Source organism: Brevibacillus sp. FSL L8-0520 (assembly GCF_037963895.1).
Lineage (GTDB): Bacteria > Bacillota > Bacilli > Brevibacillales > Brevibacillaceae > Brevibacillus > Brevibacillus borstelensis.
Window position 1 is genome coordinate 2,750,794 of the sequence record NZ_CP150171.1, and the last position, 25,232, is coordinate 2,776,025.

The following is a 25,232-nucleotide window of genomic DNA, read 5'->3' on the forward strand; positions in this document are numbered from 1 at the left end:
TTGGTACAGCCAACCCCCGTTCGGGACTTTCACCCTATAGCTATCGCCCATGCTGGGCGCACCAAAAAAAGAACCTCCGGCTTCGCATTATCTCCGGAGGTTCCTGCTCATTTCCACCAGCTGTCAAAAGGAGTCACAGGGAGGCTGCGCTTGTGCATGGTCACGTCATATTGTCGTTCGATCTTTTCTTTCACTTCGGCTGATACAGCTTGATTCGTCAAGTATTTATCCAAATCGTCGTAAGAGAATCCAAGTGCGACCTCATCGGGCAGCAGCGGCCGGTTGTCTTCGAGATCGGCAGTAGGGGTTTTCATATAGAGATGCTCCGGTGCGCCCACGTATTGGAGTAGTTGACGCACTTGGCCTTTCGTCAACCCGGTGATGGGGGCGACATCGGCTGCACCGTCTCCGAATTTCGTGAAAAACCCTGTAGCGGCTTCCGGCGCCTGATCTGTGCCCAGGACGAGGAGGCCGAAATGGCCAGCTATGTCATATTGGACCTTCATGCGTTCACGCGCTTTTGTGTTCCCTTTGTGGAAATCGGAGAGAGCCGCACCGGTCGCCAGTTGGAATTGCTCCATGGAAGCATCGACGGCGGGCTTGATGTTTACCGTAATCGTGTTATGTGGACGAATGAATCTTATTGCTTTTTGAGCATCATCTTCATCCAACTGCTGGCCGTAGGGGAGGCGGACAGCGACAAATCGGTATTCCTTGCCCGTCTCCTTGGCTGCTTCATCGCAGGCAACCCGGGCCATATAGCCGGTCAGCGTAGAATCAACCCCGCCGCTGATCCCCACCACATATCCTTTTGCACCTGTTTTCAACAGGTATTCTTTTAAAAAATCCACCCGAAAGCGCAGCTCTTCCTCTGCGTCGATCGTTGCCCGAACATGCAAGCTCTCTATGATTTTCTCTTGCTTTGTCAAGTTCCTGTTCATTAGCGGCCAACCTCTTTCGTGTACAACTGATTCTTGTAAATGTAGTCGAGTACCAGGTCGGGAAGCAGGAAGCTCGGATCGCCGCCATTGCGAATTTCTCCGCGGATATAGCTGGAGCTGATGCCCATACTGATGCCTTTTGACATCGTGAGGAAGTTTTCGTCATTGTTTCTGAGCAACGGGTCCTTTGCGATCAAGTCATCCATGTGATAGCCTTCCCGAGACATGACAATAAACTTGTGGTTTTTCACCAATTTCTCTGCATTTCCCCAGCGGGACAATCCTTCCAACAGGTCGGCGCCCATGATGAAGAAAATCTCGTCGTCCGGAAACTGCTTGCGAAAGTGCTCCATGGTGTCATAGGTATAGGTTTCGCCAGGGAGCGCATTCATTTCAACCAAAGAGATTTCGAACAAAGGCTCCCCGAATCGGTTGGTTTTGTTTTTGCAGGCTCCCAAAGCAAGCTCGAGCATTTTGACGCGATGCCGGTCTTCCGTTTGCAGAATCTTGTCTCTGCGCATGGAGGAGCAGGGGGTAAAGTACACCTTATCGAGGCGCTTGCGGCTCGCTACCGCAGCTGCCGTAAACATGTGGGAATACGTAATGGGGTCAAAGCTGCTGCCGTATATACCGATTCGTCGCATGGTCGAATCCTCCCTTATTCCATAAGAGCAAATTGCCTTTTTTCGTGGATCAGCTTCTCTTTCAACTCTTTCAATTCGTCAGACAACGATACCGGGTACACCTCCGGGTTGTCGAGGCGCAAATACTCCTCCCAAAACGTATTCTTCTGTGCCAGATGGAAACGGCGGGATTGTTCGAGTGTCGGAGTTTTGTAAACCCGCTTTCCGTGTTCAAAGATCGGGACGAGCAAGGGGACAGCCCGAAAATTGACCACGCGTTTGCTCTTTAACGGGTTCGTCGGATGCTTCAGCACAATTTCTTTGACATGCCCGATTTCTTCATGCTCCAGGCAAATGTAGTCGCCCTTGGCCATTCCGTCCTGATCGTACAGCCGATACACTTTTTTAATGCCCGGATTCAGGATCTTGTCGATATTTTCGGAGATTTTGATCAATGCCATCCAATCCTTTTCCGTCTTGCGGGCCACGATTTTGTGGACGCCGCCGAGTGCCGGGCTGTCGTAAGCGGTGATGTACTTGGTGCCGATGCCCCATATGTCGATTTTGGCTCCCTGATATTTGAGGGAAGTGATCGTGTACTCGTCCAGATCGCTGGATGCGGCTATCTTGACATCGTGCAAGCCGGCATTATCGAGCATTTTCCGGGCTCTTTTGGAAAAGAAGGCGAGGTCCCCGCTGTCCAGGCGAATCCCGCTCAGCTTGTGACCGCGTTCCTGCATGATCTTGCCGACCTTGATCGCATTTGGAATACCCGACCCGAGCACATCGAAGGTATCGACCAGCAAAATGCTTTTCGCCGGAAACACCTCTGCAAATGCAAGGAACGCTTCCAGTTCATTCGGGAAAAACTGCACGAACAGATGGGCATGGGTTCCGGTTGTCGGGACACCGTATTGTTTGCCTGCCTTCATGTTGGAAGAGTAATCGAATCCCGCTATATAGGCGGCACGGGCTCCTTGTACGGAGGCGTCACGTCCTTGGGCTCTTCTTTTGCCCATTTCGATGACCGTCTGACCTTCGGCCGCAGTCATAATCCGCGAAGCCTTGGTCATGAGCAGAGACTCGCTGTTCACGGTATTCAGAAGCTGGGCTTCAATCCAGACGCATTCCATGATCGGGGCCACAATCCGGATATAGGGCGTGTTCGGAAAAACGATCTGGCCTTCTTCCATGGCATAAAGCTGACCAGTGAATCGCAGCGAGCGCAGTTCAGCGAGAAATTCTTCATCGTACAGTTGCTTGCTGCGGAGGTATTCGATGTCGCTCTCGTTGAAGTAGAGATTTTCTACGATGTCGATCAGCTGGTGAAGTCCGCAAAAGGCGACGTATCCGCCAAGCTCTCCCGTATGGTCGCCAACCGGTTTTACAAAAGGCGCCTTGCGGTAGAAGTCGTCGAAAACGACAGGCGTTCGGTGCAAGCCCTTCTTGTACAGGGCATACATCATGTTGATCGCGTATTCGTCTACGTCGAGACCGTAATCTCTGGAAGGATCGAAGAAGGGCAGAATCTCGAAGTCTGCCGTCTGGCCGCACGCAGAGCAGGGATTCACCTGATCCGAGATGCGAAAATTTGGTTGCTTGCAGGAATTGCAAATATGGACAAAACGATATACTTTCGGATCAATCGCATCAAAAATGGTCCTTTTCATCCGTTCCCAATCCTTTCTGCTCCGGCAAAGGGAGTTGTAAGAGAGGGGAGAGGAGGCTCCCCTGGTCAAGCTTTCGATACAACCTTCATGCCCATCTGGTTTTTAAAGTGACCCAATGCCCATTCGTGACCGGCAGGATTGAAGCTTGCCACGGCATCCTCGTGAATGACTACCTCGTACCCGAGATACCAGGCCGAAACGGCAGTATGGAGAACACAAATATCCGTGCAAACGCCGACAAGATGGATTTCCCGGATGCCCCGCGCCTGAAGCTGGAGAGCCAAATCTGTTCCCTCAAAGGAGCTGTATCTCGTTTTGTCCATCCAGTAAATCGCCGCTTCATTTTCCAGGTAGAGATCGTGCAGCGCTCCATATAGATGGCGTCCCTTTGTGCCCATGATATTGTGCGGGGGATAGAGGGCGGTTTCCGGATGGTAAGGATCGTTTTCTTTGTGGCCATCCACAGCCATGACGACATAATCTCCATTTTGCAGAAACTCATTGGTTAGCTCGCAAATCCGCTTCTCGATGTTTTGTCCGGGTTCTCCGCAAGTCAGGGCACCGTCTGCAGCAACGAAATCATTCGTATAATCGATGACAATCAACGCTTTTTTGCTCATCATCATGACCTCCCGAAAATCAAAATGTATTTTTGATATTGTCAAAATAACCTTATCGTTACTTAAAAAAAGATGGACTAATAGATCGTTAAAAAGGGGACGTAGTCCGTAAAACGGTACAGTTTCGCCTTGTTTTGCGAGTATTCATTCGAATATTTGATCCGGTCTTGCGAGTCCCGGGCGACTTCAATGATCCCTTTTCTCGTTTTGGTGCCCACTAATTTTTTCTCAAAGTTTGATCTATCCACTGTATATGTCGGCACTACCGTTTCGATGACCTGGAGCAGCTCGGATAACGTGAATTCTTCCGGCAGGAATTCCTTGGCGATGTTGGTTTGCAGCATTTTTTCCTGGATGCGTTTGAGCGCATCCTCCAATATCTTGTTATGGTCAAAAGCAAGCTTCATCGACAAGGCTTCTTCCACTGTAAACAAGCGAGCATCAACTGCGTCGTCATCCGCTTTAAAACCGGAAAGGCTTTTCTCGTTCACCAAAGCGTAGTAGGCGACCGTGGGAATCCAGCCTCCCGGATCTCTTCCCGGAGTGTAGTAGGCTTTCAGTTGTTCGATATGGACGTTTTCGTTCAGGATGTGGGTTTCTTCTCTCAATTCCCGCTCGGCACAAGCGTCGAGAGTCTCGTGTTCATTGGAAAAACCGCCGGGAAAAGCCCAGTAGCCTGGAAACCGGTCGCTGTTCGGATCGCGCTGGATGAGCAGGATCTTCAGCTTTCTCTCCGGAAGCGACTTGTTTTTTGTATCTTTTCTGGGCTCGGATGTGATTGTAAAAATGCATATATCGGTAGGCAGACCATCCGGAGAACGAAAGACCGGCTTTGAAACGGATGCAGAATTCAAATTTGTCTCCTCCTTTCTGCATCGTCTTGGCTTTATTTTACAAGGTGGAAATTACATTGTCAATACGGTATGGTTAAAAACACCATATGATTTTATTCTATGTTTCTTTATTGAGTAGTAGACCGGTAGTGACAGCATATCTTTTTATTGACGTTAACGTAAACGTAAGGGTATGTCTATGGTAGAATAGCAAAGAAAGGATGCTCCTAGACGCAATGAGAAAGGCCGTGATCGGCATGCTATGCAGCAAAATTTTGATGCCTTTCGGTGGATCGGCGTTAGCCAAAAAAGCACTGGAAAAAGCGGTCAAGCTGTCGTGCAGCATGCTCATATTCCGGTGCTGCTCGTAAAATATGAACCGGATTCGCGGAAAATGATAGCTCGTACTGAGAAAATCGCCTTCATTCAGAGGACATTTTTTAGGAATGCAAGAAAAACAATCTGCTGCGAACCGAAAGGAAAGCGATCGAGGTTTCTGATAGAGAGAGCCATTCTGTTTATGTTATAATAGGTACCGTCTTTCTTGAATTGGCTGCAGATTCAGGAGGTATGCCATTTCATTTTTTCCGCCGCTCAGTTTCAGGCATAGCCGGTTTTATAAACATCCCTGCTCCGGCATTGTTTTATAATTTCCTCTTGTGAACTGGATATCTTTCATTTAGTATTTTTTTGTCAGCAATCATTTCGTTGCTATGAACCTCCTCTTGAGGGGAGCAGCCTTAATTTGAAACCGTCGAAAGAGAGTGGGACATTATGGGTCGTAAATGGAACAATATCAAGGAAAAAAAAGCGTCAAAGGATGCCAATACCAGTCGGATATATGCAAAGTTCGGTAAAGAAATTTACGTTGCAGCCAAACAGGGAGAACCGGACCCGGAATCCAATCGCGCCCTGAAGGTCGTGCTTGAGCGCGCAAAAACGTACAGCGTACCGAAAGCGATCATTGACCGGGCCATCGAAAAGGCAAAAGGCGGTTCCGAAGAAAGCTACGACGAGCTGCGTTATGAAGGCTTCGGACCAAATGGATCGATGATCATCGTCGATGCACTGACCAACAACGTAAACCGTACTGCTTCCGAAGTCCGTGCAGCCTTTAATAAAAATGGCGGCAACATGGGCGTGAGCGGTTCGGTAGCCTATATGTTCGATGCAACTGCCGTTATCGGTGTCGAAGGCAAAACTGCGGAAGAAGTTCTCGAATTGCTCATGGAAGCGGATGTGGACGTACGCGACATTCTGGACGAAGACGGATCGGTGATCGTCTACGCGGAGCCAGACCAGTTTCACGCCGTACAGGAAGCGTTCAAAAATGCCGGCGTCACTGAGTTTACCGTTGCAGAGCTGACCATGCTCGCGCAAAATGAAGTGACACTTCCCGAAGACGCGCAAGCTCAATTTGAAAAATTGATTGATGCACTGGAAGATCTGGATGATGTCCAGCAGGTGTACCACAATGTAGATTTGGCGGAGTAAATGCTTGGCGCCGGTCCCGGCGAAAGGGACGTCCTTGCAAGCCAACTGAATCAACTCGATATTTCATATAAGAATCGAAAAACTGTCCCTTCAAAAGAGGGGACGGTTTTTTTATTTGCTCAGGACAAAAAAAGCATAGAACTTACAAACATTGGTTAATGTATAAACAAAATGGAAAGGGCAGGTGCCATGCAATGAATGCCAACCAAGAACTGAAGAACACGCTTTCGTATATCCATTCCGAGCTGAATCGGATCGAAACGATGGCCGGAACGCTGTCTACCATTGAGCACGACCATTACAAAAAGCTCACGAATTTCGATGACCGAAACCTGGTCGATATTGCCGTGGAAGAACAGAATGCTGCCCGCCAGCTTGGCACCATGAAGCACATGTGCTTGGCGATGACCCAAAAATTAGAGGGGCTCATAAACGCACTAGACGGTGGTGAACCGGGGGAGAGTGGGCAACGTGCTGAGACTCATTGAAAACTTCATCCGTTCGGCTATTAACGAAACGGTGGATAAAGCAGTAACGAGAATGATGAGGGATCAATACATTGAAAACCTGTTTGAGATGGTGCCTGCCACGAAAAAGGTTGGACCGATCAACCTTATGGAAATCGCGATGCGGGCTGCCCAGGGAACACCCGTCCCTCGTCCGCTTGGCAGTCACCTTCACTTTTCCCCGTGGGAGAAAATCTTGTTTAATCCCGTACATTTATTCCGCTTTCCAACACCAGAAAATGTAGGGATCAAGACTTCTGTCACGATCGGCCACCGCGCGCGAAAACCATTGACCATCTCCATGCCGATCATGATCGCAGCGATGTCGTTTGGAGGGGCGCTTAGCAAGAGTACAAAAATTGCGTTGGCCAAGGCGGCTGCGGCTGCGGGGACAGCGACCAATACAGGGGAAGCAGGTCTGCTCGAGGAGGAGCGGGAAGCCGCTCGCTTGCTGATCGGTCAATACAATCGCGGCGGCTGGTTGAATACCCCTGACAAGTACAACCGTCTGGATGCCATTGAGATTCAATTGGGACAAGGCGCCCAGGGATCAGCCTACCAGCGGACGACAGCAAAAAACATCGGTGAAGATTACCGAAAGGTTTTTGAGCTTCGCGAAGGGGAGGATGCGCTTATTCATTCGCGTCTTCCGGGGGTAAATACAAAAGAAGATTTTATTCAGCTCGTCAGGCGGCTTCGGGATGAGACGGGTGTACCGGTCGGGCTCAAAATCGCAGCAACCCATCACCTGGAAAAAGAGCTGCAAATTGCGGTAGAGGCCGGGGTAGATTTCGTTACGCTGGATGGAGCAGAGGGTGGAACCCATGGAGGAGCGCCGACGCTTCAGGATGATGTGGGGCTGCCGACTCTTTTTGCGATCACGAGGGCAACAGAATTTTTTGCCCGCAAAGGCGTTTTCCGGGATGTCAGTCTACTGGCCACAGGCGGACTTGTAACGCCGGGGCAAATGCTCAAAGCGATAGCACTGGGTGCAGATGCAGTCTATATCGGCACCGCAGCACTCATGGCGCTCGTGAGCGAACAAATGGTCAAGTCGGTTCCGTTTGAACCTCCCACCAGTTTGCTGGTTTATACGGGAAAAATGACGGATCAGCTAGATATTGACCAGGCGTCGACCAATTTGTTTCGGTACCTCAACGCTTGTGTGACAGAAATGGAATTGGTTGCTGTATCAGCAGGAAAAACCGCTTTATCCGACATTTCCAAAGCTGACCTTTGCACGCTTGACCCGTTTCTCGCAAAAGCAACCGGCATTCAGCTGGGGTACGTTTCGCCCGAGAATCAAGATCGTTTCTTCGAAGAAACCAAACCCGTGTTCGATCAGACCGAAGAGCGCTTTGCAGAAACACAGCCTTCCACTTTTCACTAGCAGAATGAATTATTTTTCTCCAGAGCCATCATACGGGGTGGAATTTCCTTACTCCGCAGATACATAAAGGCAAATTTGCCCGGGAAGTCTATGATGGGATGTACTATGTACACCAAACCATATGAAGAGGAGGTGCATATATGCAACGGTTTGCCGCACATGAATTTTTGGAAACGCAAGAAGCGCTGCGCTCCAAGCATGCGGAGATCGAAATGCATGGCTTATTTGCCGAAATGGCACAGGATCCACAACTGAAAAACATGGTTCTCAATCACCAACGCCAAATCATGAATGCCTATCAGCAAGGGATCAATCTGTTGATGGGGAAGGGTGTAAACGTAGCAGCCACTCCCCAACTGGCTCAAATCCGTACGACTGAGCCAGCGACCGTCGGGCTGAATCAGCCTCATATGATGGCGCCAAATCCACATCCAACCCGCCTTTCTGATATGACGATCGCTACAATCATGCTCAACTGGCACAAGGCCGGTTCCGCCATCGGTATGCTCTGGGCTAGTGAATGCGTAGACCCGCAAATCAGACAATATCATGTTAACGGAGCCAATCTGTGCCAACAAATGGCCTATGAAACATGGCAGTATATGAATATGAGAGGGTTCTACCAAACGCCGCAGCTAGCAGACCATACGATGAACACGATGATCAATGCTTACCAGCAACAGCCAGCAATGGCTTAAGTTATGAACCACATTAAAAAGGAGGAACACAAACATGTTTACCAATCAAACACTCTCCAATAACTTCGGTGGAGCCCAAGCGATTTTCCAACCAGGCTTTGCAGGCACCAACCCGCAGCAAGTAAGACAGGATATCGCTCGTGAAGGCGGATTTGGACAAGCTGGCTTCTCCGGCGGCTTCACCCAGCAAGCTTCCCCGGCTGCATTCGGCGGAGCCCAAGCGATTTTCCAACCAGGCTTTGCAGGCACCAACCCGCAGCAAGTAAGACAGGACATCGCTCGTGAAGGCGGATTTGGACAAGCTGGCTTTTCCGGCGGCTTCACCCAGCAAGCTTCCCCGGCTGCATTCGGCGGAGCCCAAGCGATTTTCCAACCGGGCTTTGCAGGCACCAACCCGCAGCAAGTAAGACAGGACATCGCCAGTGAAGGCGGATTTGGACAAGCTGGCTTCTCCGGCGGTTTCACCCAGCAAGCTGGATTCGGCGGAGCGCAAGCTGTATTCCAACCGGGCTTTGCAGGCACCAACCCGCAGCAAGTAAGACAAGACATCGCTCGTGAAGGCGGATTCGGTCAAGCTGGCTTCGCTGGCGGCTTCACCCAGCAAGCAGGATTCGGCGGAGCCCAAGCAGTGTTCCAACCGGGCTTTGCAGGCACCAATCCGCAGCAAGTAAGACAAGATATCGCTCGTGAAGGCGGATTCGGCCAAGCTGGCTTCGCTGGCGGCTTCACCCAGCAAGCTTCCCCGGCAGCTTTCGGCGGAGCCCAAGCAGTGTTCCAGCAAGGCTTTGCCGGTACCAACCCGCAGCAAGTAAGACAAGATATCGCTCGTGAAGGCGGATTCTTGGCTTAAAAAACGCGGCAAGAAGACTTTCATAAGACAATGCCAGCCAGTGTGTAGAGATGCGCTATCAAAACACACTGGTTTCTCCATTTGCAGGCAAAGTATGAGTTGACGGAAAGAAGACCGTTTTGATAATTGCACATGTGACGCTTCCTGATGAGAAGAACAACCGATATACGCAACAACAACAGTGAAAGGAGGTTTTGAGATGAAAAAACCGGACGAGAAGCCGAACGGAAATGAAGAACTGCAGGTACTGGGCACTCACGCAGCGGGAGCAACCGACCTCTTCCAAACCAGCAAAGCGCAAAAGGACACGGAGGTACAACCGCCTGAACACCCTGGAGGAGCGGGGACAGGGTAAACGGAACAACAGACGAAAAACCAGGTCAAATCGGCCTGGTTTATTTTACGCAACGCAGATTGCTGTTTGCAGTTGTCAGTCTGCTTGATTCACTTCGTAAGCGGCCCGAATTCCGGATTCGATGGCTCCTTGTATCCAACTGCGAAAATGAGAAGTGTGTTCCCCGGCAAAATGAATGTTCCCTTCAGGTAACGCTATATAGGGTGAAAGATCTTTCTCCTGGTTCGGTTTAAACATCGAAAAAGCTCCTGCAGAGTATGGGTGCAAAGCCCAGTTCTGGACAAATCCGGACACAAAATATCGCTTTGTCTGTTCTCCGTGAATTTCTGCCAGGTCTCCCAGAGCTTCTTCCACTTGCACTTGCCTGCTCATGCTTACCCAGGGCAACGCGTCATCCTCCCATGTATAGCTGGCTAGCACAACGCCCTCTGCGTCCCCGAAACGATGGCTAGGATAGTAGGCAAAACGGATGGGCAAGTCGGTAACCGTTTGCCCTCCAAACATGCCTGCGTCTTCCCAAAAACGACGTGAAAATTGAATGCCAATTTTCGTAGAGGATACGTAGTGAAGCTGGTGAATGGCCTTCCATTTGTAATAGGAAAAAAGATCGTAGGGCTGTACCTCGATAAAGTTCATGAGAGAAAACGGGATCGTCAAGATGAGGCGGTCAGCTGTGAACTCCAGTTTTTGCATCGTGTTCGTATCGATTGCGCTTAGCCGAAGATAGTTGCCGCTCAGCGAAAGGGACGTTACCTTCATCGAAAACAAAATGTGATCGCTCAATTGATTGAAAAAAGCGTTGGGAAGCTGATCATTCCCACCCGTAATCTCATAAAATTCTGACTCTGGTGCAATCGCGATGATGTTTCGCAGCACTTCGAGAAAACTCAACTCGGGAAAGCCTTCGAGCCAGCAGGACCTTGATCATATCTACAGCTTCGGCGGTGAGAGAAGGGCCAAGAGGATTGTAGCGAAGAAATGTCTCCATGGAGTACCGATCCAAGGCCTCGATTATTCTGGGCCAGTTTCTTTCAGGATCTTGCCTGATGAAGTCTATAACAGGTTGGGCTACCAGGCGGATTAGGTCTTCAGCTTTCTTTCCGCTCTCTTTTTTTGCTACGGGAAAGTTCAGGATATCAGGGCTTCTTTCATAGATCCTTCGACGAGTTTTGACGCCGTTTACATAGATCAAATCATTTGGGGTTTGATTGATAAATTTGTTTACCGGCAGTTTGTACTTTCGAATATAAGCCAAAGTCAGAGAATGACTGCGCGGGATTCTCATGGCGCCAGCCTCGAAATAGTGACCTTCTGAAAAAGGGGAACGTACAGTAAAAATGCGTCCGCCAACCCGCCGAGATGCTTCCAAAATGGTTACGTCATGTCCGGCCTCCTTTAACAAGGAACCGGCCACTAGTCCTGCCATGCCCGCTCCCGCAATCAATACCCTTTGAGGTTTATTTGAACGTTCCAGACCGTGGTGAATGATCCGGACCATTTGATCAAGAGACAGACTGTTTAGGACAGGCATAGAATTCCCCTCTGTTTTATCAGAATAAAGTGCATTATACGATTATGACCTGCGGTTCACGATTATGCCAAAGCTCCCTGTACGACGAATAAAAAAATAACGTCTCCTGACAGCAGGAAACGTTATCATTATGCAAAGCCAGTCCTCACCAGCTTGCCTTTTTCACGCCTGGAATTTGCCCCTTGTAAGCAAGCTCTCGGAAGCAAATACGGCAAAGCTGAAATTTGCGAAGAACAGAGTGTGGACGTCCGCAGCGCTGGCATCGAGTATATGCCCGCACCTTGAATTTCGGCGTCCGCTGTTGCTTGACGATGATCGATGTTTTTGCCATACAACCTCCTGTACATTTTATTCTTGCCTTCGGTTGGCAAGTCTTTTATCGTACCATCATCCACGAAAAATAGATAGTGGTAAGTACAGGAGACGTTGAATAGTAAGCAGCAGGCAGCGCTCCAGCCGAACAGCACGAACGTGCGTTCTCCAAGCAGCGCGCTGCGGAAGTCATGGCAGTCAGACTACAAATTTATTCAGATTCCCGGGTGTTATAGACCCCAGGTGTCGTCCGTTTCATTTCCGCATTCTTTTGTTCCGGTTCATTCTGTACTTTTTCAGCACTCTTGGCAAAACCTTCCGCCTTCAGCCTCTCGACTAAAAGTTCCTTGTCGTTCATAATCTCACTCCCGTATTTGTGGCGTAGGGGCAGTCTATTTCCCCTCATTTTCTATCATGAGCAGAGTGGCATTCATTCATGAAAGAATTTGTCTATGTAAGATGCAACCAATGCCTTTGATCAGGAATTGCTGTCTGCTTCCTCAAACATACTCTCGTATCCGGTCCGAGGAATATCGAGATTTTTCTCGCCAGCATTTTCGTCGATTTTCCCATCATTCGTACCTTCCATATAATCATCGCTAACCTGTTCATGGGTCATGGCCAATCCCTGTTCAGAAAAGGCACGGCTGCTGTAATCAGATGGCTCGTATGTCTTGTCGGCAATCTCGTTTGCGGCGTTGGTCAATTCGTCATTGCGGTTCTTCATCGTATCCCTCCTTTACGCGGATATCCTTAAATTGGGTGACTTTGAGCGGAATTATGCATGCCGCAAAAACGGTCCAAACTGGCGTAAAGTCGATCCTCAGATCAATGGAGAAGCCAGGGGGCCGGCATAAAACAAGTACAGATGACGCACAGTATAATGACGAATTTGAACAGAGGGGAAGAAGGAAACAATGGCTGAGGAAATCAAGCAGGAAGTGCAAACTGTACGGATTCCTGAGACGGGTGAAACGATGGAAGCAAAGACATACTCGGGCAAGGAGCTTTTCTTGAAAGAAAATGCAGATGAAAAGGACGAAGCGTACGCGAAGCTGTGGGAGGATGACAGACTGTAGACCTGGCTTGCCGGAGTGATGCGGGACATAGACAGGTTCAATGGAAAAGAGGTCATTCTACCACGAGGAGTGATAACAAATGGACAAAGAGCTGCAATTGATGAAGGAACTGACTGAGGCGGCAGGCCCTCCCGGTTTTGAAGTCAGAGTACATCGCTTGATGAAAGAAAAGCTCTCTGCATTGACTCAAGAAATCATCACTGACAATTTGGGAAGCATCGTTGGTCAACACGGGAATGCCGGTCCAAAAATTCTTTTGGCTGCTCATATGGACGAAGTGGCCTTTATGGTCACACATATTACAAAAGAGGGCTTCCTCCGCCTGCAGCCGCTTGGCGGGTGGTGGGGGCACGTCATGCTGGCCCAGCGGGTAAAGGTTCTGTCGCGCAAGGGTGATCTCACAGGCGTGATCGGCTCAAAGGCCCCGCATATTTTATCGATCGAAGAGAGAAAAAACGTCCTGGAGATCAGCAATATGTTTGTAGACATCGGTGCTACCAGCAAGGAAGAGGCTGAAGAATTCGGAGTCGAGGTAGGCGATCCGATCATCCCGATTTGTCCGTTCGAGGTTTTGCCGAATCCCAAAATGCTCTTGGCAAAAGCTTGGGATAATCGCGCAGGCTGTTTCGTGACTTTGCAGGTTTTCAAGCAAATATGCCAAGAATCGCATCCCAATACGGTATTCTGCGGAGCTACGGTACAGGAGGAAGTAGGACTGCGGGGAGCAGTAACCCTGTCTCACAAAGTTTCTCCAGACATTGCGTTTGCCCTGGATGTAGGTGTAGCAGGCGACACACCCGGAATGAGCCACAAGGAAGGGCATTCCAAACTGGGGGCCGGTCCGCTACTTGGCTTTTATGACAGCAGCATGATTCCGCATTTGAACCTACGGGATTTTGTCATCGACACCGCCAAAGAAAACAAGATTCCTTACCAGACGGATATCATGCCTGGCGGCGGTACAGACGCCGGAAAAATACATATGGCACACAATGGCGTACCGTCCATGGTGATCAGCGTTCCGGCTCGTTATATTCATAGCCATGTGTCCATCGTGCACCGCGATGATCTGGACAATGCCGTGAAGCTGCTCGTCAGCCTGATCAAGAAGCTTGACGAAGAAACGGTTGGCAAAATAAAGGGTATGGATGATCGGGGGCGATAAGATACCCCCAGCGAATCGTCCGTTTATGTTCGTAGCCATCAGGCGAGTGTGAGATTCCGATGTTGGTGGGGTTATGTGAAAAGGGAGTCTGTCATGAGAAAACACTTTGGAAAGCTTATACCCATACTCATTGCCCTTCTCGCGACCGGTTGCGTCTTCGTTTTAGGCTGGGAACCGGAATATGCTTATGTTCCGCCTGCGGACAAGGTTTTGCGTCCTGCGCAAGCAAATGGTTTTCAGAACACGGGAGTCATGTATTACGACCTGTGGGGACAGACGTTTACGGTACAAGACAAAGCAAATGATCATACAGGCAGACTTTCTGCCCAAAATGGCGCTGTAGAAGTCAACGGCCGTCTGCTGCAATTGGGACGAACAACATTGTATCAGGAGACATTCGGCAATGAAGTGTTTCTCACGGATATCATGGGCATTGTGGACGGCCCTTTGACGATCGCAAATATCGCGAAAGCTGTTTTCCAGTTAAAAGGGGAGGGAACGACAAATTTACAGGTTGAGCTTGCTTATGATGTAACCGTAGGGGGAAGGTCTTTTAAGAAAGGGGAAAAGGTGGATACCGGCATAGATGTTCCCAAGGGAGCTTATGCGCCACTGGGATTGCCCATTAAGTGGTCGGAAGGAAAATTGAAAGTCGGGGTCAGTTGCATGGCCTGTCATGCGACCGTTGACCACGAGACGAAAATGGTCATCGAAGGCGCTCCCAATTCTGATCTGAATGCCGGTTTGTTCCTCGCCTTGGCGACGAATTCCACCGCATTCTTTACACACACGGATGTAGCCAACCTAAAAGCATACATGAGCGGATTGGATCGTGTCGTGCCTACCTCTGATGGGAAAACGTCCCCTTTGCCCGATCCCGCTGCCTTGGAAAAAGCAGTGGACGAAAATTTAGTAAAATGGCCTCGGGGAAATATCGATTCGACGATCGATTTAACAAGCAATCCCTGTCAAATTCCCGATTCCTTCACAAAAGGAAATCACCCATATGGCTGGAGCGGCTTTTCTGCTGCCGGGCCATTTCATGGGTTAAGTGCGTTTAGCAACAACGTTCATGCGCAAAACTCCGATTCCCTCGCCCAAGTCGAGGCCAGCCAGGCATTATTCGGGCTGGATAAAGAAGTGTATCTGGGGACGCTATTGCAGAATGCTGCCGACCCGAAATACCGTTACGACCCGAAAAGCGGTCTGAAACCAACCGAGTTTTTTGCCAAAGTCGACCCTACGCCGGGTGTTCCTGGTGTAAACGAGATGATCAAGCCTCCGTCTTTTCCAAAGTTGACAGCCGTGGCTCCAGATGGATTGGTGATTGGTTCACCAGGCTACAAAGTCGGGGAACAGCTGAATGCGATGGCAGCCTACCAGAATACGATCACCCCTCCGAAGCATAAGGAAAAAGTCGACTCTAAACGAACAGTCTTAGGCGAGAATGTATTCAAGAGGGCGTCCTGCATTACTTGTCATGCGGGGGAAGCCTTTACCAATAACCGGGTGCTTACTTCCAAACAGATTGGGACGGAACCTTCCCGCGGAATGGCTCTGAAGAAAACCCAAAACCTGTTTGGTCCTCCATCGTTGTATACGCCAGATACGCCTGTTCCCATTCCGCCAGATGCAAAAGTGCTTCCCATTCCAACGGCCCATTTGGACCCGGAACAGCTAAAGATAGCGTTTGCACATGGCAATTCACCTGGGGGATACAAGGTAAAAGGGCTGATCGGCTTAAGATGGACTGCTCCTTATTTGCACGATGGCGGAGTTGCTGTTGGACCAAACCTGTCGCAATTGGGGGTACCCGGCACTTTGGCGAAGGGGATTTCACCCGATCCGGCCAATAGTTTGCGTGCTCTGATCGATAAAGATCTGCGGCAAAAAGTCATCGCTGCAAACAAAAGCGCGAAGGAGCTTGCAGACGTACATATTGCCGGAAGCGGACATGAATTCTGGGTGGATTCATCGACAGGCTTTACGAAAGAAGAGCAGGATGCGCTGATTCAATACCTGCTGTCCCTGGGGAGCAGGAATCAATAGCCGAGGACATCTTCCCTCCCCAAAAACAACACGTAAAACGATTCATTGAAGAATGCTCTAAAAGGACAGACGATGGGGTATTTTGTTCCATTGTTTGTCCTTGTGTTTGATTACAAATCCGGGTCCACCGATCGTTCACCAGTTTGACAGATTTGGACATGCCAAAAACATTTATAATAGTGGAAAAGTATAAACCGATGGGGGAACTCATTCATGAATACCGGTTTTCTGATAGCTCTGGTCATTGTGTCCATTTTAATTATTTGGATTACCATCTGGGTCACGAATAAAGCATATGGCCGAAAGCCTGATGTCATTGACCCGATACAGTCGACAGAAAACAATGATCCACTCAACAAAGAACCTGATCGATCATGATAAACGTACAAGAGCGATGAAAAAGCAAACGCTCTTACTCACACAAAAGTATTGCTTGGTTCGATTATCGCCTTAAGCATAAAGAAGAATCATTACGAATTTGTCAGCAATCAAATAGCCAAAGTGATCATTAGTGCAGTCCTGCATATCGCAGGGCTGCTTTTTTTGCTTCCAATTCCTTGTAAAAAGGCAACCTCTCCTGTTTTGCTTCAATCCGTCCCATCAAGACAAAGAATTGGAATTTAACATTTCCACTATGTATATATTGCTATCTTTATCCAAAAGATAATGAATGTATAAAGTGGAGCGAGGTGCATTTCCATGGAACAGCAAAGTGAAGACTTGGACTCCTTAATCATCGGGATTGACGTCGGTTCAACCACCGTCAAAGCGACTGTTGTGAACCCGAAAAACAAAGAAATCCTATGGTCAGACTATCAGCGCCATCATACGAAGCAAGCCGAAAAGGTCCTGGAGTTTTTGATCACCATTGGGAATGAGTTTGCCCATGTAAACCAGGATAAGATTCGCGTTTTCGTGACTGGCTCGGGGGGCGGCCCTATTGTGGAGCACATCGGGGCCAAGTTTGTCCAGGAAGTGAATGCAGTCACGATGGCAGTGGAGCAGCTTCACCCTGACGTGGGCAGTGTCATCGAGCTGGGCGGCCAGGATGCAAAAATCATTATTTTCAAGGTCAATGAGGAAACAGGGGACAAGCAGGCGCTGACTTCGATGAATGACAAGTGTGCATCAGGCACCGGAGCAACCATCGACAAGTGCATGATTAAAGTAGGGATGCCGATGGAGGAGGTGGGCAAGCTTCACTTTGACGACAGCAAATTGCACCATGTCGCTGCCAAGTGCGGAGTCTTTGCGGAAACAGACATCGTGAATCTGGTGAAAAGCGGCATTCCCTCGGCGGAGATCATGTGTTCTCTCGCGGATGCCATCGTGATGCAAAACCTGTCTGTTCTTACCCGGGGCAATACGCTGCGCCATCGCGTGCTTTTGCTCGGAGGTCCCAATACATACCTGCCTTTCCTGCAAGAATGCTGGCGAAAGCGCATTCCTGCGACTTGGGAAGAGCGGGGCTACGATTATCCCAAAGACATGCCGATAGACGAATTAATCTTCGTACCGGAAAATTCACAGTACTACGCAGCGTATGGAGCTGTCATGTACGGCATGCACGAACCGGCAGACGTCGGGACATATACCGGGCTGGAAGGCCTGAAGGAATTCATTGCGCACGGACGCAAGGCGAAATTGGGCGAAAATGCGGGTCCGCCGCTCGTAAAAAGTGCGGACGAATTGGAAGAGTTCCGCCGGTTGTACAGTATTCCGCGCTTTACGCCAGCTTCGTTTGAACCGGGTCAAAAGGTGCGAGCCGTCATCGGCCTGGACGGGGGTTCGACTTCCTCCAAAGCCGTGCTCGTAGATGAAAACGGCACGATTTTGCTGAAGGAGTACCAGTTGTCCAAAGGCAATCCGCTGGAAGACACCAAAGAAATGTTAAAGCGCATCGACGACAGAGTAAGGTCGCAGGGAGCCGAGCTTGAGATTATCGGATTCGGCGCCACAGGATACGCAGCGGATGTCCTGGAAAAAACGCTCAAGGCGGATGTCAACATTGTCGAAACCGTCGCCCATATGATGAGCGCTGTGCACGAGTTTGGCGATATCGATGTGATCTGCGATATCGGCGGTCAGGATATCAAGGTGCTCTTTTTGAAAAACGGGGACATCCGCAACTTCAGACTCTCAAACCAATGCTCCGCAGGAAACGGGATGCTCCTGCAGGCAATGGCAGATCAATTCGGCATACCGGTTCAAGAGTATGCGGAAACAGCTTTCAAGGCGGATCTCTCGCCCAAATATTCGTATGGCTGCGCCGTATTTTTGGATGCCGACCGTGTCAACTTTCAGAAGGAAGGCTATTCGAAAGAAGAATTGCTTGCCGGTCTCGCGCTTGTGTTGCCGAAAAACGTCTGGCAGTACGTGGTTCAGATTCCGCGTATGGCAGAGCTGGGACGCAAGTTTGTGCTCCAAGGCGGCACGCAGTACAACCTCGCTGCCGTCAAGGCACAGGTCGATTACATCAAGCAGCGCGTCCCTGATGCGGAAGTTTACGTGAATCCCCACCCGGGAGAAGCGGGAGCGATCGGTGCAGCGATGGAAACGTTGCGCGTGGTGAAACGACGGGGGTATTCCACGTTTTTAGGGCTGGATGCCGCGATCAATTTGCACTATATCTCCCGAAACGACGAATCCACCCGCTGCAATTTTTGTCCCAACCATTGCAGCCGAACGTTCATCGACTCGCAGACGCCGGACGGGCAAACCGCCCGCTATATTTCGGGATTCAGCTGCGAAAAAGGAACGGTGGAAGACAAGGAAGCCGTCATCCAGCTGACCCGGAAGCGGCAAGAACTGAAAAAACACTTTCCGAATCTGGTGGAATACGAGGCGCAGCGCATGTACCAGCACTTCTACGATCCAGAGCCTATGCCGGATACCGATACAACCGTAGAAGATGTCCATCTCAAACGCACATGGCTCGGTCTGGGGGGCTTGCGCAAAACGGCATACCGCCGAGCTTTCCAGCGATCATCGATGGAAACGGCGGAGAGACGAAAACAGATTCGCATCGGGATTCCCCGCGTTCTCAATATCTGGTCGACCGCACCTTTCTGGCGGACCTATTTCGAGACGCTTGGCATCGACAAGAACAATATTGTTTTCAGCGACTTTACGAGCGAGGAAATGTGGCAGGAGGGGGGCAAATACGGCTCGATCGACCCCTGTTACCCGTCGAAAGTGGCACAGGCGCATATTCACAATTTATTGTTCAAGCACCATGAGCGAAAGCCGCTCGACTATATCTTCTTTCCGTGCATTACTCATATCCCGACCCATCTGCAAAATGTGATGGATTCATCGAGCTGTCCCATCGTGGCGGGAGCGCCAAACGTGATCAAAGCCGCCTTTACGAAAGAGGTAAATTTCTTTGAGACAAAAGGGGTGGCTTATCTCGATCCGGCCGTTACGTTTACGGAGCGGCACATGATGAAAAAGCAGTTGTTCGAGGCGTTTCAGGACTGTCTGCAAATCACGGAGGACGAAAGCGATTTTGCCGTGGAGCAGGGCTGGCGGGCGATGAATATTTTCGACGCCGAGATGCAGGAGCGGGGAAAAATGATCCTGGAGCAGGTGGAAAAGGAAAATCGCCTTGCCATTTTGATGATCGGCCGTCCCTACCATTCCGATCCCGGCCTCAATCACTCTGTATTGGAAGAATTCCAGGTGCTGGGCTATCCCATTCTCTCCATGCGCTCGATCCCCAAGGACGAAGAATGGCTGCGCCGCTTTTTCCGATCCGATCTGGAAAGCGGACGTGTGCAGCACGCGCTCGAAGTAAGCGATGTATGGCCAGAGAACTTCAGTTCCAACAGCGTGCAAAAGGTGTGGGCAGCCAAATTTGCCGCCCGTCACCCCAATGTGGCCGTATTGGACCTGTCCAGCTTCAAGTGCGGGCACGATGCGCCGACCTACGGCTTGATTGACTCGATCATTTCGACGGCGGGCACTCCATACTCCGCCTTGCACGATATCGATGCGAACAAACCGAGCGGGTCCATCAAGATTCGGGTGAAAACGTATGCCCACAGCCTGAGCCTGCATGAAGAACGCCTGGAGGATTTGGCCCGGAAAAAAGCGGAGCTTCAGCAGCGTTTGGAGAAAAAACGGCTGGAACTGCTTGGTTTGCAGACGAAAGAGACATCCTATGAAGAGAAGAACCTCTCGCAAGCAGGCAACTAGAATACGATTTCCACAGGAAAGAGGCGAACATCAATGTCAACGACGAAGGAAACACCTGCGGCCAAAGACTCTCTGGAAAATGAATTGCTTCGCTATCAGGAAGAGCAGGCTCTGGCACTCGGGCTGCAGCAGGAACAAAAAGCACAGTGGTTTGATCCGGTTCCCCGTCAGTTTTTGGCAAAGGATAAAGCAAGCACGACCATCCTATTCGGCGGACTGACCATGGCTCATGACTATTTGGTGGAAGGAGCTTTGGCGGGCCTCGGCTACACGGTTCGGCACATGGATTGTCCGGATAATGAGTCGCTGCGCTTCGGCAAGGAGTTCGGCAACCGCGGCCAGTGCAATCCGACGTATTTCACCGTAGGCAATCTCATCAAATACCTGACTCATTTGCGAGATGTAGAAGGCAAATCAAAAGAAGAAATCGTCCGGAATTATCTGTTCGTGACGAGCGGTTCTTGCGGGCCGTGCCGGTTCGGCACGTATGTCACGGAATACCGCAAAGCGCTCCGCGATGCCGGGTTTGACGGATTCCGCGTGCTGTTGTTCCAGCAGCAGAGCGGCCTAAAACAGGCAACCGGCGGGGAATCCGCGCTGAAACTGGATTCCTCGTTCTTTATCAGCTTTGTAAAAGCGTTTTTGCTGGGGGATATTTTGAACGCGCTGGCTTACCGCATCCGCCCTTACGAGGTAGAAGCCGGCGCGACCGATGCCGTCATGGAGCGCTGCAAAAAGATCCTGTATGATGCCTTGCGTGACCGAAAATGGCTGATTCCCGCGTTGATCAAATGCCGAAAAGAACTGGAGAGCATTCAGGTAGACCGTACGCGTGTCAAGCCGAAAGTGAGCATTATCGGAGAATTTTGGGCGATGACAACCGAAGGAGACGGAAATTATCAGCTCCAGCGTTTTCTCGAAAAGGAAGGGGCTGAAGTGGATGTCCAATCGCTGACAGCCTGGGTGCTGTATCTGATCTGGGAAGGGCGCTACGATACGATGAAGCGGATGAAGCTCCGGGGAGAAGATGCCGGGCGTTACGGACTGGAAGGAAAGAACCCCGTCAAGCGCCTGCGGATGCTTTGGGTTGCAGACCGGGTCCTGCGCGTCATGTTCCAGACCTATGCCAAAGCGATCGGCCTCCATGATTATCACCTGCCCGACATGGACGAGGTTGCCCGCGTTGCCCATGACCACTACAACAATCATCTCCGCGGCGGAGAAGGGCATATGGAAGTAGGCAAGCTGATTCTCAACGTGAAGAAGCGGAAGGTAAACATGACCATTTCGGTCAAGCCGTTTGGCTGCATGCCGTCTTCCGGCGTTTCTGACGGGGTGCAATCGTTGATCACGGAAAAATACCCGGACGCCATTTTTCTCCCTATCGAAACGACGGGTGATGGAGCGATCAACGTTTATAGCCGCGTTCAGATGATGCTGTTCAAGGCCAAGCAGGCTGCTCAAAAAGAATTTGATGAAGCCCTGGCCAAAAAAGGGGTGACCGCCAATCAGCTTCGGAGGTTGATGCAACGGTCTTCATTTGCGCATCCTTTGCAAACGAGCCCCCACGTCGTTGCTTGTACCGCGGCAAATGCTGTCTACGGCTTGAACAAATACAACGGATTTTTCTTCCGGAGAAACAATAAGGTCATGGAAGAAGTGCCTCAATAATCATTTAGGGGCATCCTACTCAGGAAGAAACAAAGTACGCTGTATGGGAGGTGTAAGCGTCTATGGCACCAGAGAGAGAATTTCCGGAAGCTATGCGCAGTATCGGAGTCCCAAGTGAAATGAGTCCGACTCAGGAGACCAATGATGCTCCGTTCGTGGAAATCAGGGCGCCGCTGCGTTTTGGAGAATCCGTGGAAAACAGCGATCCTTCGGCACAAGACACTGCTCAGGAAGAGCAATTTGAAATTGAGTAAAACGCAGACTGCCTCATTGTCGCAATGATGGCTCTCCCCACAGCAAAGGTAATTTTGTTCAGCCTGCTTGCTTCAAGGGGGGCATCACACATAATGAGGCAGTCTTCTTTTCTATTAGTTTCATTCCATATTGACAAGGACCTGTCATAATGGAATAATACTGACATGACGAAATTGAACCCGAATGGAAAAGCTTTCACCGACCTTATTCTTGAAATCTTTCGCCTGAATGGCCGCTTGCTGGAGGCAGGAGATCGCCTGACCCAGCCTGTAGGCCTTAGCAGTGCTCGTTGGCAGATACTTGGCGTAGTCGAACATGGGCCGATAACCGTCGCTCATGTCGCCCGTATTATGGGATTGACCCGTCAAAGTGTACAGCAAACTGCCAATTCCTTGGAAAAGGAGGGGCTGATCGAGTTTCTCGAGAACCCGCACCACCGTCGTTCCAAGCTGATGGCCATGACTCCAGAGGGAAGAAAAGCTCTTGACTATACACAAGAGCAACATGCGGTTTGGGCAAACAAGATAGGAGAAGAACATGATCTTGATTGCTTGCGTGCTGCCGTGGACGTGCTTCGTCAAGTAAGCAAAAGCCTCAGTCACGAATGATCCACATTTCTATGTCGATTGGACTTGATAGAAACGCAGGAAAGGACAAGTTTTTTTAACTGCCTACGATCTTCAGCTTGGCTTTTGTTTGATTCTGGACCGTGATGATTTGCACGAATACGACTGGCTATTCATTTGTAAAGGTTACTTGAAGGAGTTGCCACTGCAACTCCTTTTTCCGTTCACCTGGCCAATGGAGTTTGAAATTGAATCTTCCTAAAAAGGAGATCAATATGACTGAACAATTGTTCATTGAAGACGTTGTTGAACGGCTTCAGGGTGTACCTGGCACAGAAGGAATCGTGCTGGGCGGCGCAAACGCGAGAGGGAACCAGCCTCAAAGCTCCGGTACGACTTTTGTGATTTATTATGACAGTCAATCTGGTATGGCTGTTCATGAGATTGTCAAATTAGCAACAACGATGGATGATGTGGAGGGAAAGTTTCTGCTTACATCGATGGGAGAGTGGAGACCCTGGATGAACCTAGGAGTTACGGTTTCCGTACAGCAATCCCCAGTGAAATTTCTATTCAGAGATGTACGCAAGCTTTCTGATGTCATTGACGAGTGCAACCAGGGAATCGTAAACATTGAATATCAAATCGGCCATCCTCACTGTTTTACCAACGTCATCTATCTGGGGGAAATCTCCCTTGGCGAAATCATTTGGGATCGAAGCGGCAAACTGGCTGTACTGAAGGAAAGGACCAAACCGTATCCTTCGGCACTCAAGCAATTCATCATCGAAAGGTTTTTGTGGGAGGCGTCCTATTCCCTGCAGGCAGCGGCCAAAAGCGTTTCAAAAAAAGACTTCTCCTACACGGCAGGCCATTGCTATCGAGTCATTTCCTGTTTGCACCAAGTATTGTTTGCGTTAAATGAAGTGTATGGTCCACATGAAATGGAGGCAGCAGATCTCGTGGACTCTTTAGAAATTGCGCCGCCCAATTATAAATCCAGAGTAAACGAGGCCTTTCGCCTGCTGAACACAGATCGCAAGCAAACAGAGACGGCACTGGATATTCTCCGCAGCCTGCTGAATGAAACGGTTTTGCGTATATAAAAAGGGGTAGATGATCAAAGCTACTGTATCTCCAACTAATCGGTTTTCTCGGAAGCACAATCCAGCACAGGCAAACCGGCTTTCTCACTACGTAAATCCGGACAGCTACTGAAAGAGAGGATACATGATGACAGCAGATCAACGAAAAAAGATGGTCATTTTAATGATCAATATGTTTATTGCGATTGGAAGCTTTGGCATCATCATTCCAATCTTGCCAGCCTATTTGGCGTCGATCAATCAAGGCGGAACTGCAGCAGGACTGATGATCGCCATTTTTGCAGGCTCCCAGCTCGTTTTTTCACCGATCGCCGGGAAGTGGGCTGATCAATATGGCCGAAGAAAAATGATCATTTATGGACTTGCGGGCTTAACGCTCTCCATGTTCGTTTTTTACGGTTTTGATTCGATTTGGTGGCTTTACGCTTCTCGCGTTATCGGAGGCATAGGCGCGGCACTGCTGATTCCGGCCATTTTTGCCTACATCGCAGACATTACTACTCTGGATCAACGGGCAAAAGGCAACAGTCTCGTCTCTGCTGCCATGTCGCTGGGCATCGTCATTGGACCCGGGATCGGCGGATTTTTGGCGGATTATGGATTGAAGACTCCCTTTCTCATCTCGGCCGTCGTATCGCTTGTTGCCGTCATTTTTTCCGTTGCTGTTCTGAAGGAAAGTGCTGCCAAGCTCGCCTCGGGGGATAGAGGGGCGGTCAAAGACGATGAATCCATGATCAGAAAAATATTCCGTTCCGTGAAGATGCCATTCTTCATACCGCTTGTCATTACGCTTGTAATGAGCTTCGGGTTGATGGCCTATGAGTCTGTCCTTGGACTTTATGTCGACAATCAGTACGGCGCAACACCGCAAGAAATCGCCTTGATGGTTACAACTACCGGTATCGTCAGCGTCATCGTACAGCTCTTCATCGTCGACCGTGTCGTTCGTCGTTTTGGGGAAGGGACCGTCTTGAATATCTTTTTGGGAGTAGCCGCGATCGGTTTCCTCCTTTCCCTATTTGCAACCAGCTATTCGCTGTTTTTTGGCATTACCCTGTTGATCTTCCTTGCGACCTCCATCCTTCGTCCTGTTTTAAATACACTCATTTCCAAGCTGGCGGGCGATGAACAAGGGTTCGCCATGGGGATGAACAACGCCTATATGAGCATCGGGAATGTGCTTGGGCCTACACTTGCCGGCACACTGTATGACATTCAAATCACATATCCGTTCATGCTTGGTCTCGTTCTATTGGTGTTGACATTGCTTACAACCATGGTCTGGCAGAGACGTTATCTCAAACAAAATGCTGTGAATTGA

The 25,232-nt window shown here is 49.8% G+C and carries 24 protein-coding genes and 1 pseudogene; 16 read left to right on the top strand and 9 right to left on the bottom strand.

Going from position 1 to position 25,232, the window contains the following annotated elements; all coding sequences use genetic code 11:
• Nucleotides 1-107: 107 nt before the first annotated feature.
• The 5 genes from nadE to NSQ24_RS13705 all read right to left on the bottom strand — a co-directional run bounded on the left by nadE (nt 108) and on the right by NSQ24_RS13705 (nt 4,708).
• Nucleotides 108-941 (bottom strand): ammonia-dependent NAD(+) synthetase, encoded by an 834-nt coding sequence (nadE, locus tag NSQ24_RS13685; protein ID WP_322630254.1) that lies wholly within the window; start codon nt 939-941, stop codon nt 108-110.
• Nucleotides 941-1,585, bottom strand: a complete 645-nt coding sequence (gene nadD, locus NSQ24_RS13690; RefSeq protein ID WP_024984868.1) for a nicotinate (nicotinamide) nucleotide adenylyltransferase — start codon at nt 1,583-1,585, stop codon at nt 941-943. The genes nadE and nadD overlap by 1 nt, the downstream gene beginning before the upstream one ends.
• A 14-nt stretch (nt 1,586-1,599) precedes the next feature.
• Nucleotides 1,600-3,234 (bottom strand): nicotinate phosphoribosyltransferase, encoded by a 1,635-nt coding sequence (locus NSQ24_RS13695; protein ID WP_279041927.1) that lies wholly within the window; start codon nt 3,232-3,234, stop codon nt 1,600-1,602.
• A 65-nt stretch (nt 3,235-3,299) separates the two neighbouring features.
• Nucleotides 3,300-3,854, bottom strand: coding sequence for an isochorismatase family cysteine hydrolase (locus NSQ24_RS13700; RefSeq protein WP_122958550.1), 555 nt, complete (start codon nt 3,852-3,854; stop codon nt 3,300-3,302).
• A 77-nt stretch (nt 3,855-3,931) separates the two neighbouring features.
• Complete coding sequence (locus NSQ24_RS13705) at nt 3,932-4,708, bottom strand: NUDIX domain-containing protein (RefSeq protein ID WP_003386747.1); 777 nt, start codon at nt 4,706-4,708, stop codon at nt 3,932-3,934.
• A 753-nt stretch (nt 4,709-5,461) separates the two neighbouring features.
• Here NSQ24_RS13705 and NSQ24_RS13710 point away from each other — a divergent pair.
• From NSQ24_RS13710 to NSQ24_RS13735, 6 genes are all read left to right on the top strand, one after another.
• Entirely contained in the window at nt 5,462-6,181 is a 720-nt protein-coding gene (locus NSQ24_RS13710) for a YebC/PmpR family DNA-binding transcriptional regulator (protein ID WP_024984872.1), read from the top strand.
• Nucleotides 6,182-6,375: 194 nt separating this feature from the next.
• Nucleotides 6,376-6,669 carry a hypothetical protein gene (locus NSQ24_RS13715; RefSeq protein ID WP_024984873.1) on the top strand — a complete coding sequence of 98 codons (294 nt, stop codon included), beginning with the start codon at nt 6,376-6,378 and terminating at the stop codon, nt 6,667-6,669.
• Nucleotides 6,653-8,077, top strand: a complete 1,425-nt coding sequence (locus tag NSQ24_RS13720) for an FMN-binding glutamate synthase family protein (RefSeq protein ID WP_003386743.1) — start codon at nt 6,653-6,655, stop codon at nt 8,075-8,077. The genes NSQ24_RS13715 and NSQ24_RS13720 overlap by 17 nt, the downstream gene beginning before the upstream one ends.
• Nucleotides 8,078-8,217: 140 nt before the next feature.
• Nucleotides 8,218-8,775: a spore coat protein gene (locus tag NSQ24_RS13725; RefSeq protein WP_171506649.1), complete on the top strand. Its 558-nt coding sequence runs from the start codon at nt 8,218-8,220 to the stop codon at nt 8,773-8,775.
• A gap of 34 nt (nt 8,776-8,809) precedes the next feature.
• Nucleotides 8,810-9,625 (top strand): hypothetical protein, encoded by an 816-nt coding sequence (locus NSQ24_RS13730; RefSeq protein WP_339166017.1) that lies wholly within the window; start codon nt 8,810-8,812, stop codon nt 9,623-9,625.
• 199 nt (nt 9,626-9,824) lie between these two features.
• Complete coding sequence (locus NSQ24_RS13735; protein WP_003390366.1) at nt 9,825-9,980, top strand: hypothetical protein; 156 nt, start codon at nt 9,825-9,827, stop codon at nt 9,978-9,980.
• A gap of 75 nt (nt 9,981-10,055) precedes the next feature.
• Here the strand turns inward: NSQ24_RS13735 and NSQ24_RS13740 are convergent.
• From NSQ24_RS13740 to NSQ24_RS13755, 4 genes and pseudogenes are all read right to left on the bottom strand, one after another.
• A pseudogene (locus NSQ24_RS13740) lies at nt 10,056-11,511 on the bottom strand (flavin monoamine oxidase family protein).
• Nucleotides 11,512-11,656: 145 nt separating this feature from the next.
• Nucleotides 11,657-11,842, bottom strand: a complete 186-nt coding sequence (locus NSQ24_RS13745) for a type Z 30S ribosomal protein S14 (RefSeq protein ID WP_003390369.1) — start codon at nt 11,840-11,842, stop codon at nt 11,657-11,659.
• Between the two features lie 192 nt (nt 11,843-12,034).
• Nucleotides 12,035-12,181: a hypothetical protein gene (locus tag NSQ24_RS13750; RefSeq protein ID WP_155808015.1), complete on the bottom strand. Its 147-nt coding sequence runs from the start codon at nt 12,179-12,181 to the stop codon at nt 12,035-12,037.
• Nucleotides 12,182-12,301: 120 nt separating this feature from the next.
• Complete coding sequence (locus tag NSQ24_RS13755) at nt 12,302-12,550, bottom strand: YozQ family protein (RefSeq protein ID WP_003390370.1); 249 nt, start codon at nt 12,548-12,550, stop codon at nt 12,302-12,304.
• Between the two features lie 190 nt (nt 12,551-12,740).
• Here NSQ24_RS13755 and NSQ24_RS13760 point away from each other — a divergent pair, with 190 nt between their 5' ends.
• The 10 genes from NSQ24_RS13760 (at nt 12,741) to NSQ24_RS13805 (ending at nt 25,232) form a co-directional block, all read left to right on the top strand.
• Nucleotides 12,741-12,902 (top strand): hypothetical protein, encoded by a 162-nt coding sequence (locus NSQ24_RS13760; RefSeq protein ID WP_016696636.1) that lies wholly within the window; start codon nt 12,741-12,743, stop codon nt 12,900-12,902.
• 79 nt (nt 12,903-12,981) lie between these two features.
• A complete protein-coding gene (locus NSQ24_RS13765; RefSeq protein WP_024984879.1) occupies nt 12,982-14,067 on the top strand; it encodes a M42 family metallopeptidase in 1,086 nt (361 codons plus the stop codon).
• Nucleotides 14,068-14,160: 93 nt separating this feature from the next.
• Nucleotides 14,161-16,116 (top strand): hypothetical protein, encoded by a 1,956-nt coding sequence (locus NSQ24_RS13770; protein WP_024984880.1) that lies wholly within the window; start codon nt 14,161-14,163, stop codon nt 16,114-16,116.
• Nucleotides 16,117-16,329: 213 nt separating this feature from the next.
• Nucleotides 16,330-16,494, top strand: a complete 165-nt coding sequence (locus NSQ24_RS13775; protein WP_003390373.1) for a hypothetical protein — start codon at nt 16,330-16,332, stop codon at nt 16,492-16,494.
• A 321-nt stretch (nt 16,495-16,815) separates the two neighbouring features.
• On the top strand, nt 16,816-20,313 hold the full coding sequence (locus NSQ24_RS13780; protein WP_031933008.1) for a BadF/BadG/BcrA/BcrD ATPase family protein: 3,498 nt from the start codon (nt 16,816-16,818) through the stop codon (nt 20,311-20,313).
• Nucleotides 20,314-20,346: 33 nt separating this feature from the next.
• The gene (locus NSQ24_RS13785; RefSeq protein WP_024984676.1) at nt 20,347-21,984 is read left to right on the top strand and encodes a 2-hydroxyglutaryl-CoA dehydratase; all 1,638 of its coding nucleotides are present in this window, start codon (nt 20,347-20,349) and stop codon (nt 21,982-21,984) included.
• Nucleotides 21,985-22,046: 62 nt separating this feature from the next.
• Nucleotides 22,047-22,238, top strand: a complete 192-nt coding sequence (locus NSQ24_RS13790; RefSeq protein ID WP_003390376.1) for a hypothetical protein — start codon at nt 22,047-22,049, stop codon at nt 22,236-22,238.
• Nucleotides 22,239-22,403: 165 nt separating this feature from the next.
• Nucleotides 22,404-22,847 carry a helix-turn-helix domain-containing protein gene (locus NSQ24_RS13795; RefSeq protein ID WP_024984675.1) on the top strand — a complete coding sequence of 148 codons (444 nt, stop codon included), beginning with the start codon at nt 22,404-22,406 and terminating at the stop codon, nt 22,845-22,847.
• Nucleotides 22,848-23,080: 233 nt separating this feature from the next.
• The gene (locus NSQ24_RS13800) at nt 23,081-23,911 is read left to right on the top strand and encodes a DUF4037 domain-containing protein (RefSeq protein WP_251247438.1); all 831 of its coding nucleotides are present in this window, start codon (nt 23,081-23,083) and stop codon (nt 23,909-23,911) included.
• A 127-nt stretch (nt 23,912-24,038) separates the two neighbouring features.
• On the top strand, nt 24,039-25,232 hold the full coding sequence (locus tag NSQ24_RS13805; protein WP_003390380.1) for a tetracycline resistance MFS efflux pump: 1,194 nt from the start codon (nt 24,039-24,041) through the stop codon (nt 25,230-25,232).

Bases quoted from the DNA above. Each gene is read 5' to 3' on its own strand.
- NSQ24_RS13760 (WP_016696636.1), top strand. From the start codon at position 12,741: ATGGCTGAGGAAATCAAGCAGGAAGTGCAAACTGTACGGATTCCTGAG.
- NSQ24_RS13725 (WP_171506649.1), top strand. From the start codon at position 8,218: ATGCAACGGTTTGCCGCACATGAATTTTTGGAAACGCAAGAAGCGCTG.
- NSQ24_RS13700 (WP_122958550.1), bottom strand. From the start codon at position 3,854: ATGAGCAAAAAAGCGTTGATTGTCATCGATTATACGAATGATTTCGTT.
- NSQ24_RS13695 (WP_279041927.1), bottom strand. From the start codon at position 3,234: ATGAAAAGGACCATTTTTGATGCGATTGATCCGAAAGTATATCGTTTT.
- nadD (WP_024984868.1), bottom strand. From the start codon at position 1,585: ATGCGACGAATCGGTATATACGGCAGCAGCTTTGACCCCATTACGTAT.
- NSQ24_RS13785 (WP_024984676.1), top strand. From the start codon at position 20,347: ATGTCAACGACGAAGGAAACACCTGCGGCCAAAGACTCTCTGGAAAAT.
- NSQ24_RS13765 (WP_024984879.1), top strand. From the start codon at position 12,982: ATGGACAAAGAGCTGCAATTGATGAAGGAACTGACTGAGGCGGCAGGC.
- NSQ24_RS13800 (WP_251247438.1), top strand. From the start codon at position 23,081: ATGACTGAACAATTGTTCATTGAAGACGTTGTTGAACGGCTTCAGGGT.
- NSQ24_RS13755 (WP_003390370.1), bottom strand. From the start codon at position 12,550: ATGAAGAACCGCAATGACGAATTGACCAACGCCGCAAACGAGATTGCC.
- NSQ24_RS13730 (WP_339166017.1), top strand. From the start codon at position 8,810: ATGTTTACCAATCAAACACTCTCCAATAACTTCGGTGGAGCCCAAGCG.
- nadE (WP_322630254.1), bottom strand. From the start codon at position 941: ATGAACAGGAACTTGACAAAGCAAGAGAAAATCATAGAGAGCTTGCAT.
- NSQ24_RS13715 (WP_024984873.1), top strand. From the start codon at position 6,376: ATGAATGCCAACCAAGAACTGAAGAACACGCTTTCGTATATCCATTCC.
- NSQ24_RS13770 (WP_024984880.1), top strand. From the start codon at position 14,161: ATGAGAAAACACTTTGGAAAGCTTATACCCATACTCATTGCCCTTCTC.
- NSQ24_RS13805 (WP_003390380.1), top strand. From the start codon at position 24,039: ATGACAGCAGATCAACGAAAAAAGATGGTCATTTTAATGATCAATATG.
- NSQ24_RS13745 (WP_003390369.1), bottom strand. From the start codon at position 11,842: ATGGCAAAAACATCGATCATCGTCAAGCAACAGCGGACGCCGAAATTC.
- NSQ24_RS13775 (WP_003390373.1), top strand. From the start codon at position 16,330: ATGAATACCGGTTTTCTGATAGCTCTGGTCATTGTGTCCATTTTAATT.
- NSQ24_RS13780 (WP_031933008.1), top strand. From the start codon at position 16,816: ATGGAACAGCAAAGTGAAGACTTGGACTCCTTAATCATCGGGATTGAC.
- NSQ24_RS13710 (WP_024984872.1), top strand. From the start codon at position 5,462: ATGGGTCGTAAATGGAACAATATCAAGGAAAAAAAAGCGTCAAAGGAT.
- NSQ24_RS13790 (WP_003390376.1), top strand. From the start codon at position 22,047: ATGGCACCAGAGAGAGAATTTCCGGAAGCTATGCGCAGTATCGGAGTC.
- NSQ24_RS13750 (WP_155808015.1), bottom strand. From the start codon at position 12,181: ATGAACGACAAGGAACTTTTAGTCGAGAGGCTGAAGGCGGAAGGTTTT.
- NSQ24_RS13795 (WP_024984675.1), top strand. From the start codon at position 22,404: ATGACGAAATTGAACCCGAATGGAAAAGCTTTCACCGACCTTATTCTT.
- NSQ24_RS13735 (WP_003390366.1), top strand. From the start codon at position 9,825: ATGAAAAAACCGGACGAGAAGCCGAACGGAAATGAAGAACTGCAGGTA.